General features: G+C 63.2%; 10 protein-coding genes. 5 read left to right on the top strand and 5 right to left on the bottom strand.

The annotated features are described in order from the left end of the window. Positions 1-510: 510 nt before the first annotated feature. On the bottom strand, positions 511-1,617 hold the full coding sequence (locus ACQY5A_RS01755) for a hypothetical protein (protein ID WP_428338655.1): 1,107 nt from the start codon (positions 1,615-1,617) through the stop codon (positions 511-513). A 954-nt stretch (positions 1,618-2,571) separates the two neighbouring features. Then, entirely contained in the window at positions 2,572-3,150 is a 579-nt protein-coding gene (locus ACQY5A_RS01750; protein WP_428338654.1) for a VOC family protein, read from the bottom strand. 198 nt (positions 3,151-3,348) lie between these two features. Between ACQY5A_RS01750 and ACQY5A_RS01745 the strand changes: the two genes are divergently transcribed. The 5 genes from ACQY5A_RS01745 (at position 3,349) to ACQY5A_RS01725 (ending at position 7,195) form a co-directional block, all read left to right on the top strand. Next, complete coding sequence (locus ACQY5A_RS01745) at positions 3,349-4,053, top strand: helix-turn-helix domain-containing protein (protein WP_428338653.1); 705 nt, start codon at positions 3,349-3,351, stop codon at positions 4,051-4,053. A 48-nt stretch (positions 4,054-4,101) separates the two neighbouring features. Continuing rightward, complete coding sequence (locus ACQY5A_RS01740) at positions 4,102-5,028, top strand: NAD(P)-dependent oxidoreductase (RefSeq protein ID WP_428338652.1); 927 nt, start codon at positions 4,102-4,104, stop codon at positions 5,026-5,028. A 32-nt stretch (positions 5,029-5,060) separates the two neighbouring features. Next, a complete protein-coding gene (locus ACQY5A_RS01735; RefSeq protein ID WP_428338651.1) occupies positions 5,061-5,921 on the top strand; it encodes an enoyl-CoA hydratase/isomerase family protein in 861 nt (286 codons plus the stop codon). Positions 5,922-6,101: 180 nt separating this feature from the next. Then, complete coding sequence (locus ACQY5A_RS01730; RefSeq protein ID WP_428338650.1) at positions 6,102-6,485, top strand: hypothetical protein; 384 nt, start codon at positions 6,102-6,104, stop codon at positions 6,483-6,485. 248 nt (positions 6,486-6,733) lie between these two features. Then, positions 6,734-7,195 (top strand): VOC family protein, encoded by a 462-nt coding sequence (locus ACQY5A_RS01725; RefSeq protein ID WP_428338649.1) that lies wholly within the window; start codon positions 6,734-6,736, stop codon positions 7,193-7,195. A 136-nt stretch (positions 7,196-7,331) separates the two neighbouring features. Here the strand turns inward: ACQY5A_RS01725 and ACQY5A_RS01720 are convergent, their stop codons facing one another. The 3 genes from ACQY5A_RS01720 to ACQY5A_RS01710 form a co-directional block, all read right to left on the bottom strand. Next, positions 7,332-8,381 (bottom strand): YihY/virulence factor BrkB family protein, encoded by a 1,050-nt coding sequence (locus ACQY5A_RS01720; protein ID WP_428338648.1) that lies wholly within the window; start codon positions 8,379-8,381, stop codon positions 7,332-7,334. Positions 8,382-8,900: 519 nt separating this feature from the next. Then, the gene (locus ACQY5A_RS01715) at positions 8,901-11,444 is read right to left on the bottom strand and encodes an ABC transporter (RefSeq protein WP_428338647.1); all 2,544 of its coding nucleotides are present in this window, start codon (positions 11,442-11,444) and stop codon (positions 8,901-8,903) included. A gap of 250 nt (positions 11,445-11,694) precedes the next feature. Beyond that, positions 11,695-11,897: alpha/beta fold hydrolase (locus ACQY5A_RS01710; RefSeq protein WP_428338646.1), on the bottom strand; the 203-nt coding region annotated here is incomplete at its 5' end.

Genomic DNA, 11,897 nt, shown 5'->3' with positions numbered 1-11,897 from the left:
TAATCAGTCACGGTGAACGGGTCGGGCACGTAGCCGTCGTTCGCTATCAGCGGGAAACTCGGATCGACGACATGGAAGTGCGCGTCGAAGACCGGTTCGGTGATGTCGACCATGATCGGCCTATCACTCTCCCGCAGGGGCGTCTGCAAGGCCCCACGCACACAGCTCGACCGTAGTTGATTCTGGAGGCCATCCCAATGATAGAGACCACCCAGATGCCGGTGGGGCGAAATACGTCCGGCGGTCGCGGTCCCTTTCCACCACGCGCAGCGAGCATTCCGGGATGACGGGCAGGTCGGGCTGCAAGCTCTTCAGGGGCCAACGGTTTGACCAGATCGCCGACGGAATGGTCAACGTCGACTCGTTCAGCTGGAGCCGCGTTTCGTCGTCGCCTGGTTGGGCACCAAACGGGTCGTCACCCTGGGGCTGCTGATGCTGGCCGCCGCGTTCGCCTGGTCCCGACGGGCACAGGCATACGATTTTCACGGTCCGCACTGAGGACGGTGACCCTTAGAACGAGCCGGATGTGGAACCGAACAGCGAGACGATGTCGTACATCAGGTTGCCCAGAGCGCTGGCGTCGCCGTGCGTGAGGAGGACTTCGGCCAGGTCATTACTGCCGGCCACGGTACTGGTGGAGCCGGCCACCGCGTTGTCGGCCGCGCCCGTGGTGCCACTGAAGGGGTCCGAGACGTAGGCGATGTCGTTGTTGCCGAGGTTGACGCCGCCGTAGCCGCCGGCGACAGCGGTGCTGTTGTCGGGGCCGTAGACGTAGGCGTAGTTGCCGTCGCCGTGGGACGCCTCGACATTCGAGAAGTCCTTGGTGTAGTTGGTGTCGGCGATCGCGGAGTTGTTGTTGCCAAAGCCCGCAAACGCACCCTGGCTGTTGCCGGTCTCGGTGCCGGACGTGTTGGCGTAGTCGTTGTTGCCGCCGACCGAGTCGGAGCCGTCACCGAATCCGGTGATGTTGCCGTAGACGTAGGCGGTGTCACCGTTACCGGCGGTGGACCCCTCTCCGATCAGCGCGCTGTCGCCGGCGGAAGCGCCGCCGCTGCCGCCGTCGGTACTACTGATGGGGCTGTTGTTGCCGAAGTCGTACGCGGAATCGTGGCTTGAGCCGGTGGTGCCGCTGTCGGTGCCGCCGATCAGGCTGCCGCCGCCGGCGTAGGAGCCGAAGGTCGCGCCGTTGTAGGTCGAGGGGTCTGCGTTGTTGCCGACGTCGACGGCCGAGTCGTAATTGAAGTTCGTGGCGCCGGCGGTGAGCGATCCGGCATTGGCAAGAGCATGGGTGCCCGCAGCCAGGGCGTAGTCGCCGGTGCCACCCTCGGCGGTGGCCTTGGCGCCGTCACCGTAGGCGATCGCCAGGCCGTATTGGCCGGCCACCGTGGTGGCGGTGGCTTCGTTGCCGAGTGTGGGGAACAGATCTGTCCCGTTGAATGAGATCTGGAAATCCGTCACGGTGGCGGCCGGTGACGCACCACTGAGAAGACCGTCGACCGACGACAACCAGTCGTTGGACGTGTCTGCCGAGGCGATCGGCGTGTGGGCCCATGCGGCCCCGATGCCCAACCCGACTGCCAGCGTGCCTAGCCGGGCGATCCTGCGGGTGTTGACCATAATTCTTCCTCTCCTCGCCGCACCCGGGACGGTGCGCGATTTTGCTCAGGAGCCAGTCACTAACGGCATAAGCTTAAGCATCTGATTAGTTCAAAGTGTGAATTACCTGTAAAATTTCTTAAGTTTTCACATGTAAAACGGCCTCGGCCGGCCGCTGCAACATGGGTATCCGAGCACCGGCCCGCGTGTGCTATCGCACCTAGTCCCCCGACCGACCAGGCCGCAGGCGCCGTCCTTCAGTTGAGCGATAGGTGTTGCAGGCCAATCCCAGACCCGTGAGCGCGAGGTTCGGTCATCAAGCTGGCGAACTCTCTCCCCGATGGGTGATGCGTCGTTCCGTGCGCGCCTGCACCGAAGGTCGCCGCCGCCACGACCCGTACCGCCTATCGCGTCACACGTGAGCGGACGCCCTCGATCCCGAGCCGATAAGCTCGCTGACTATTTTATCGCGACTTTCTCAGCCTGTGTTCTAAGTACTAGCCAAGTGTCAAAAGGGCGCACCACAACAGCGCACCCGCCAAGCCGGGGGGCATCGATCTGGAGTTGATGACACGACTGTCGTTTGTTGCGATGGCCGGGGAGATGCCGCCGCTGGTCGACCTGCGGCAACGCGAACAGGGCATCGAACTGCGCATCGAACACTCGCCGACGAGTAATCCCAGCAACGACAACGGTTTTCCCGCCTCGAGGTCTGCCCGGGCGACACCCTCAGGACGGTTTCTCAAGGCGCGGCCGAGGAACCGCGACCGCGAACGGCATACACCCTGTCCGTCGTTGAATACTCGTCCAGCATGGTCGTCGCTGAGCCCGCGGTAGGCGCACCCGTTCGGTTGTTCTGGTCCCCAAGTCGCCGTTGTTACTGGGCATCGGATAACAGTCCCAGTCAAAGCGGCCAGCCGATGGCCTCTTCTCACGGCAGCCCTGGATTTGTCACTGCTGTTGGCCAGGGCGGCGTTATTCGCGTTTGCGCGGACCGGCATCGCCATCGCCCTGCGGCCTCGGCACGAGCGTTGGCGGTGTCAACTGCCCGGGCTGGGGCCAGTTGCTGAACGCCTCGGCATAGCTGTGGCTCATCACCTCAAGCACGGTCCCCCAAGGGTCGGTGGTGTAGGCCAGCGTCCAGGGTCGTCCGGGCACGAATTGGTTGGGCTGCGCGAGCAGCGCGCCGCCGTGATCGACGATGTGATCGACCATGGCCGCAACGTCGGGGTGGGTGATGCAGAGATGCCACAGCCCGCGCTCGAGCCACGCCGGCGACTCCTGCGTCGGCCGGGGCCCGCGGGTCTGCGGGTCGATGAACTGGAACAGCTCGATACCTACCGAGTTCCGGGTGAGCAGGTGGGCCTGCCAGGCGCGGCGAAACCTGCCGCCGAAAACCGACGACGCCTCGGCGTGTCCGGTGACTTCGAGTTCACGCGGGCCCATGATGCACCGGAAGCCGAAGACAGCCCGGTACCAGTCGATCGCAGCATGAATGTCCGGGACCGTCACCCCGACATGGTTGACAGCAAGGGCGGCCTCTGGAGCAAACATCATTGGCACCTCTTATTCTGAGTGTTCAGTATATTGAACATTGCTGTTTAGTATACTGTAAGCCTTGGGTACCGCGATGGTCGCTGAGCAGATCTGCCGTCGGTCTAGCTGCGCTTACCGGCGAATTAAGGATGGATCGCTAGTCTAGTGTGTCGTTTTGTGTACGATCTGTACGTTACAGTACACATGGGAGTGATCATGCATAATCCGCCAGCTGTCCACGCAGCAAGCGCACCGACAAACGATCTCGGCGGACGGATCCGCCAGGTCCGCACCGCGCAAGGTATGTCGGTGCGGGGACTCGCCGCCCGGGCGGGGTGCTCGCCGAGTCTCGTCTCCCAGGTTGAGCGCGGAGTGACCGCGCCGTCCGCCCGCGTGGTCTATGCACTGGCCAACGAACTGGGCATCACGCTGGATTCCTTATTCAGCAGTGAAGGGGCCGCCTCGGCAGAACCGGTAAGCATGGCGCATACCGGTGCCGATCACCCGGGCTCCGCGAGAAACGGCGCCGCAACTCCGGACACGGGCTCGTGGGGCCGAGCGACGGGTCCCGACGGGGCGGGCATCGTGCAGCGGGCGAATGATCGCCGCACCATTGAGCTTTCGTCGGGTGTTCGCTGGGAACGCCTCACCCCCACCCACGACAGCAAGGTGGACTTCCTCGAGGTCGTCTACGCCCCCGGCGGCCAGTCCTCCGACAGCGGGCAGGCCGTCCGACACGACGGCCGCGAATACCTCTATGTCCTGCACGGCGAACTCGAAGCCGTCATCGGATTCGACACCTTCCGTCTCCTTGAAGGAGATTCCCTGGCCTTCGACCCGACAACGCCGCATCACTACCGCAACCCTACGACGGAGATCGTCCGCGCCTTGTCCGTCGTCGCACACCAGCACTCGACATAAGCCAACTCGGGCAGACCCGAGTGATCCATTGCCTTTGAAGGAGAAGCGTTGAACGACAACACCACTGGAGGACCCGGGATCGACGGGCCACGGCGTGTCGGCTTTATTGGTCTCGGGAACATGGGATCTGCCATGGCGGTGCAGCTGATCGAGGCCGGCTACGACGTGACGGTGTGGGCGCGGACGGCACGCAAGGTCGATGCGCTCGTGGAACGCGGCGCGGCCCGCGGCGAGGATCCAGAAGACGCCATCGCAACCGGCGTGGTCTTCTCGATGCTGAGCAACGACGATGCGGTCCGCCAGGTTTTCACCCCCGAGCGGCTCAACGCTGCACCGGAAGGGTGTATCCACGTCAACCACGCCACGATCAGCCCCGCCACCGCGCTCGACTTCGCCTCGATGGCACGAGAAAACGGTACCCGGTATGTCAGCGCACCCGTCCTTGGCCGCCCGGAGGTGGTGGTTGCCGGCAAGGTCACCATTTTGGCATCGGGCGAGCCAGAGGGGCGGACCGTCGTGACTCCGCTGCTTGAAGCGATCGGCCGGCGGGTTTGGGATTTCGGGCCGTCTCCAGCGTCGGCTCTCGCCGTGAAGGTCTCCGTCAATTACCTCATCGTCCATGCATTACAGGCACTTGCAGAGTCGGTCACCATGCTCGAACGGCAAGGTCTGAACACTGAGCAGTTCATCGAGGTGATCAACGATTCGGTCTTTCCGGGACCGGTCTACCGCGGGTACGGCCACGCGATCGCCACGAGCAATTACACACCACCCGGCTTCACCAGCAGGCTCGGACTCAAAGACCTTCGGTTGGCCCTCGGCCTCGCTGAGGAACTGAGCGTCAATCTGCCCACCGGCGCGGTGCTGCGAGGGATCTTCGAGGAAGCCGTCGAGGACGTCGGCGAGGACTTGGACTGGGCCTGCATCGCTGAGGTCACCCGGCGCCGCGCCGGTGGTGACCGACACCAACCGTAACGACAACACCTACATACTGGAGATTGAAAACCGTGTCATTACAAGAATTTCTGTCCACCCCGACGTTCGAAGAGTACCGGGAACAGTTCAAGGATTTCTTCATCCTCGACCGCCGCGACGACGGAGTGCTGCTCGCCCAAGCCCACACGCACGGCGACTCGATCAAACTGAGCGTGCAAAACCACCGGGCCCTCGGCCAGTTCCTCAAAACCGTCGGCGCGGATCCCGAAAACGAGGTGCTCATCCTCACCGGCTCGGGGCGCGACTGGATGATGGGTTCAGACCCACAAGGATTCGAAATCGAGGAAAACGACCTTGAATACTGGGCATACGAGTACGCCTACAAGGACGGCCGCACCAACGTGAGCAGCCTGATCAACGATCTGCAGATTCCGACCATCGGCCTGATCAACGGCGACGGGTACCACTCTGAACTCTTGCTCATGTGCGACTTGACCCTGATGTCCGAAGATGCGCACATTTACGATCTGCATTACGGCATCGGCTCGATCCCCGGCGACGGCGTTCACAGCTGTTTCCAGGAGCTGCTGGGCGTCAAGCGGGCGGCGTATGCCCTGCTGACCGGCGAGTCCATCGATGCACGCGCCGCGCGGGACTACGGCATGGTCAACGAAATCCTGCCCCGGAAGCACCTCGTCACCCGCGCGTACGCTATCGCCGACCACATCATGAAACAGCCGCGCACGATTCGGCGTTTGACCACGCAGATCCTCCGGCGGCCGTGGAAGAAGCGGATTGTCGACGACCTCGATGGCGGGTTCGGCATCCAAATGTTCGGGCACCTCACGAAGCGGACAGCCGCCCACAGCGACGACCACATCATCAACGCCGGCCGCTACGTCCGAGAGGGCCGTCGAACCCCCTTCGACTGAAGCGCACCCGAGTGTCGCCTCCGCTGACTGCCGCGAATGACGCGTTGCCCCCAAGTCTGTTCTTAGAAACTTTGCGGTTCGGCCCCACCAGTGCCGAGAATGACCTCTGTGGCTTCTGGCTGAAAGCCGTCGAAATCAGCGCTGTTCCGGACAGCATCTCGACCATGACGAGAGGACAAGATGACGCGCGTCTTAGTGATCGGATATGCGCCCGATGCAGTCGATTTCACCGACCCGGCCATGCCGCCGGGCTTGAACGAGAACCTGATCGCCGAAGGCATAAAAAGGGACTTGCAGCTGATGCATGACCGGGGTTGGGAAGCGGAGCATCTACCAATCCGGGCAGACGAAACGTTGCGTGGCGACATTCTGGACCGCCTCGCACGCAAGTCTTACGACTGCATCGTGATCGGCGCCGGCGTCCGCATGACAACCAAGCATGTGGCCGAGCTTGAACATGTTATCGACGCTGTCCGGCATGGGGCACCCCTGACGCCACTCGCCTTTAATTCGAGTCCCGACAGCAGCGGCGAGGCGGCTGTCCGGTGGCTGCCCGAGGCTTAGCTTCTGACACACAATTGCGTGTCGCTGGCGGTTCGGCCGGCGTGAATGTGCCTGCGTTACAACGGATGCTCGGGCACGATGCCGTCCACCGCTTCAATGACCGCGTGATTCAGTTTTCCGAAATTAGTTAGTTGTGAAGGATACTGTGCCCAAACGATCAAGTTTGTCAGTGCCGGGCAGTGCGGCCGATGGCACCATCATTCCGACGGCCCCGGTGGCCCGTACCTGATTGGCTTAGCGTGGCGCCCATGCCGAAATTAAACACAGTCCAACTTGCTTCTGTCCGCGTCATCACCGATGACCTCCCGCGTCTCGTCCGGTTCTACGCGGTCCTCACGGGCGCGACCCCGCAATATCTGACCGACGACTTCGTCGAGCTGGTCACACCGTCGGCCACGTTTGCCCTGAGCGGCCCTGACCGAGTCGCGTTCATCAGCGAAAATCGGCCGCGCGCAGGCGCCAACAACACCGCGATCGTCGAATTCCTGGTAGAGGACACCGAGGCCCTCTACACCACCCTAAAGACCGAGTTCGACGATCTCGACGTTGTGCAGGCGCCCACCACGATGCCGTGGGGCAACGTTTCGGTCCTGATCCGCGACCCTGAAGGGTCATTGATCAACCTCTACACGCCCGTGACGCCGGACGGAATCAAGCTGCAGCAGAACCGGACGCCCAAGATGGGGCCAGAATCCACGGAAGACTCGTAATGCAAATTGTGGCAACCGGTTTCGGTGATCCGTCGGTGCTGAAGATCGTGCCGACGAATGAGAAAAGGCTATGGGAGTTGACCGGGCGGCGGCGGAAACGGTAGGTCGAGATTGTCGCTGGTGAGCATTAGCGTGTTCATCTCACCGTCGGCGGTGTCTGGGGCTGTCGGGATGATTCGGGACCGGCAGAGGTGTCGTCGTCATCCTGAGATTCCTTGTTCCGGTTGGGTGGGGCGCCGAAGGTGACGTCGATGTCTTGGAAGCCAATGCTGCGTTGAGCTGTGGCCTGATCGGTGTACGCCTGGCGGTCGGCATCGGTGAGGTCGACATCATCGGTGAACGGGGTCAACAATGCCCGCGGATGCAACCGATCAACCCGCACCACGTTGATCTCCACGCACAGCACCACCACGGTGGCGGTCAGGTACAGAAACGCCAGCATCCCCAACACCAACGCGAACACCCCGTTGGTGGCGCTCGCACTCTTGACAACGTGCCCGACGTACACGGCGCCGAAGGACTGCAAGAGCTGCCAGCCCAGCGCGGCGATCACCGCTCCCGGCGCGACCTGTCTGACCGACAATTCCCGATCGGTGCTAACGCGGAACGCGAAAAGGAACGCCGCCGCGTTCACCGCGATCGACGCCGCCAGGACCGCCACCTTGACCACGGCGCCGAACGCCCCCGCCCCGCCGCTGATCGCCGAAAGCACCGTGGTGCCCAGCAACGCTCCACCGACGGTGACCAGCAGCAGCAGGCTGCGTCCCCGCGCCACGAAGGGATCGGGCCGTTTGTTCTTCGGGACCGCCCAGAGCGTGTTCATGGCGTTTTGCAGGGCTTGGCCGACCCCGAGACCCCCGTATAGCGCGCCTAGTACCCCGACGACCACCCCGGTGATGCCGCCGCTGAGCTGTTTGGGTTGCCCAAGTTGCGACCCGATCACCGGAAACTGACTCAACGCCGAATGCAGCACTTGATCGTGCACAGCCGGATGACCGACCAGCACCCAGCCCAAGACCGTCGACGACAAGAGCAGCAACGGAAACAGCGAGACGAACGCGTAGTAGGCGATCAACGCCGACAGATAGCTGCCCTGATCGTCGATGTACTTGTAAAGCACCGCCAGCGGAAACCCGAGCACGGGATGGCGCCGCTGCAACTCATCCAGGCGGTTGGTTATCCCCATTAGCCGTCTCCGCTCCCAGATTCGCCGACTGGCGCAAATGTGTAGTGGCGCGTACCCACCCGGTGACGGTATGAACCTCACACGATCGGCAACCGTGGTCGTGTCGCGCGCCCGCGTCCGGTTCACGAGGGTGGCGCACCCCGCACGTAGCAGCTGCTATTGCCTCCCTAAGCGGTTACCGCTGGTTCCGTGAACCTGTATGGATTCCTACATGTTGTGCTACAGCATTTTTCGTTATCTACCGATTCCCGACAATCATCATGCGGCTGCGTTATGGCCCCTCCCAACCGATTCGGGCCGCCGTCGTTAGCGGATCGAATCGCCGCCACCGTTTACTCACGGTCGTCCCGGGTACGTTTCCGTCGTCTACCGTTATGTGTTTAAGGTGTTTGCATCTTCTTTAACGTTGTCCTGCAGCATATTTTGCGCGTACTTCGTCCTCGAAAGCAGACATCGCGACCGTCATCGCCGATGTGTTGTCAGACAGACATTTTCAGTTTGCTGATCTTCGCAACTTCTTCATCGAGTAGCAGACCGCGCCAACTGCTTTGCCAGGTAAGGCGCCGTACGGCTGTGTTTCGCACCTGCCACCTTCTTTGGCGGTCCCGCCGCAACGACCCGGCCGCCGTCGCTGCCGGCTCCCGGTCCCAGGTCGATCACCCAGTCCGCACCCGCAACCATCCGCATGTCGTGTTCCGCCACCACGACGGTATTGCCCGCGTCGACCAGGCGGTGCAGTTGCCGGTCGAGCAGATCGACGTCGGCAGGGTGAAGCCCGGTGGTTGGCTCGTCGAGGACATAGAGCGTATGCCCCCGTTGGGGTCTCTGCAGTTCGGAGGCGAGTTTGATCCGCTGCGCCTCGCCGCCTGACAGCTCGGTCGCGGGTTGTCCGAGACGGAGATATCCGAGTCCGACCATCTTCAGTGTGGTCAGACTCCGCACTGCGTTGGCGACGTCGGCCAGAAACTCCGAGGCCTCGTCGACGGTCATCGCAAGGACGTCGGCGATCGTGTGGTCGCGATAGCGCACCTCGAGTGTCTCGTCGGAGTAACGCGCTCCGTGGCACGCCGGACATGTGGCGTATGTGCCTGGCAGGAACAATAATTCGACCGATACGAATCCCTCTCCCTGACAGGTCGGGCAGCGGCCTTCGGCCACGTTGAACGAAAACCTGCCCGCCGTCCACCCGCGCCTCCGCGCCTTTGAGGTCGCAGCGAATTCGCGGCGCACGGCGTCGAACAAGCCGGTATAGGTCGCCAGCGTCGAGCGCGGGGTGCGTCCGATCGGGCGCTGGTCGACGGATACCAGCCGGTTGATCTGCTCGACCCCTGCTGCCGTCACGCCGGCGCTCGCGTCGTGATCGAGATCGAGGATCCCGGTGTCGGCTTCGTTGTCGTCGGATTCGGCCGGCTCGACACCGCGTCTGGTGCCGAGGTGGCGGTTCACGACATCGCCGAGGACCTTGACGACGAGCGTCGACTTGCCGGAACCGGACACGCCGGTGACGGCGGTGTAGACGCCAAGTGGCAGGTCCACGTCGAGGTCTCTTAAATTGTGGAAGCAGATTCCGCGCAGCTGCAGCCGCCCGGACTGCGTGCGGGGCTGACGAGACGGCGGCCCGGCCTCCTCGAAGAGGTATCTACGAGTGACCGACTCCTCGATGTCGACGAGCCCTGGCACCGGCCCGCTGTAAAGCACCTTTCCGCCAAACTCTCCCGCCCCCGGTCCGACATCGACGATCCAATCGGCACGGCGTACCACGTCCATGTCGTGCTCGACCACGAACAATGAATTGCCTGCGCGCCGCAGGCGATCAAGCACGTCCAGTAGCGGTTCGGCGTCCGCGGGGTGCAGTCCAGCGGACGGCTCGTCGAGCACATAGAGCACGCCGAACAAGCCGGCGCGCAGTTGAGTGGCCAGCCGCAACCGCTGCAGTTCACCTGGTGACACCGTCGGAGTGCGACGATTCAACGTTAGATAGCCGAGGCCGAGATCGATGAGTACCTGCAGGCGTGCGACGAGGTCGGCGGCGATCATGGTCGCCACTTCCGTCAGCTCACCGGATTCCGTGGACTCGTACGCGGCGGCGGCATCGGTCCGAGAAGCCGTCGGCCACAACGTATCAGCGAGGTCGGCCAATGGCATCGCCACGTAGTCGGCGATGGTTTGCCCGGCGAAAGTCACATGCAACGCCTCCGGCCGCAGCCCGGAACCGTCACATAGTGGGCACTCGACGCTGTCGACGAATTGCAGTACGCGGCGACGCATCATCGCGCTGTGGGAGTTGGCCAACGTGTGGCGGACGTGGCGTTCGGCGCTGGAGAACGTGCCGTTGTAGTAATAGTCGGCCTGCACTGGGTGCTGGCCCGGATCGATTTCGACTGTTGGTTGCTCGTCGGTGAACAGAATCCAATTGCGTTGACGCTTAGCAAGCTTTCGCCACGGCTTGTCGATGTCGTACCCCAGCGTGACGAGAATGTCGCGTAGGTTTTGGCCCTGCCACGCACCCGGCCAGGCGGCAACGGCTCCTTCGCGGATGGTCAGCGACGGGTCGGGTACCAGTGTCTCTTCGGTCACCCGATGGATCCGCCCCAGCCCGTGGCACTCGGGGCAGGCCCCAACCGCGGTGTTCGGGGAGAACGCATCGGAGTCCAGTCGCTCCGTGGCCCCCGGCGGGTAGGTGCCGGCGCGGGAGAACAGCATCCTCAGCAGATTCGACAGGGTGGTGACGGTGCCGACCGTCGACCGCGACGTCGCCGAACCCCGGCGCTGCTGCAATGCGACAGCGGGCGGTAGCCCGGTGATGTCATCTACCTTCGGCGCGCCGGTTGGCAATAGCAGGCGACGAGCGTACGGAGCGACCGATTCGAAGTAGCGGCGCTGGGCCTCGGCATAGATGGTCCCGAACGCCAACGACGATTTGCCGGACCCGGAGATCCCGGTGAACGCGACCAGCGCATCACGCGGCGCTACGACGTCGACACCCCGCAGATTGTGGACCCGCGTCCCGTAAACGCGCACGCAAGGGTCGATGTCGTCCGTTCTTGTGCGGGGCTCTGTCATCGTGCTCGACGAGTACCCGTGCTACGGCCGCACAAGCGTGATGTCTGCTGCTCAATCACGGGGTCCGGCGTCGCAACCGTTCCCCGTCGGCTACGTGCCGAGAGTTTCTGCTTGGTCACCGAAGCCTAGTCACTCCGCGCACGGACTTGGCGTGTCGCCGGACCTTGTTGATCTTCGCTGCATAAGTCCAGTTCAGACGATTTTCATCGTTCGGCCTCACCCGCCGCCTCAGGCAGAATCCGCTCGCGGGTTACCCGGTGGCTCCGAGGATCAGCCGCACCGTCTCCTCGGGCCGGTCCCAGTGGGGGAAATGGCCACAGTCGGAGAACCAGTGCAGGGCGGCGTCGGGAAAGGCTCGCATCGCGGTGTCGGCTTCGCTCGGCAGGGTCACGCGGTCGTTGCGACCCCAGCCGATCGTGACCCGCCCCTTCAACGAACCTGCCGGTGCGCCTT

It is taken from the genome of Mycobacterium sp. (assembly GCF_965277065.1).
Classification (GTDB): domain Bacteria; phylum Actinomycetota; class Actinomycetes; order Mycobacteriales; family Mycobacteriaceae; genus Mycobacterium.
The sequence above is the reverse complement of the archived record's forward strand: the minus strand, read 5'-3'. Positions and strand labels throughout refer to the sequence as shown.

Coding starts and splice junctions, on each gene's coding strand:
- ACQY5A_RS01755 (WP_428338655.1), bottom strand. CDS start 1,617: ATGGTCAACACCCGCAGGATCGCCCGGCTAGGCACGCTGGCAGTCGGG.
- ACQY5A_RS01725 (WP_428338649.1), top strand. CDS start 6,734: ATGCCGAAATTAAACACAGTCCAACTTGCTTCTGTCCGCGTCATCACC.
- ACQY5A_RS01730 (WP_428338650.1), top strand. CDS start 6,102: ATGACGCGCGTCTTAGTGATCGGATATGCGCCCGATGCAGTCGATTTC.
- ACQY5A_RS01745 (WP_428338653.1), top strand. CDS start 3,349: ATGCATAATCCGCCAGCTGTCCACGCAGCAAGCGCACCGACAAACGAT.
- ACQY5A_RS01750 (WP_428338654.1), bottom strand. CDS start 3,150: ATGTTTGCTCCAGAGGCCGCCCTTGCTGTCAACCATGTCGGGGTGACG.
- ACQY5A_RS01720 (WP_428338648.1), bottom strand. CDS start 8,381: ATGGGGATAACCAACCGCCTGGATGAGTTGCAGCGGCGCCATCCCGTG.
- ACQY5A_RS01715 (WP_428338647.1), bottom strand. CDS start 11,444: ATGACAGAGCCCCGCACAAGAACGGACGACATCGACCCTTGCGTGCGC.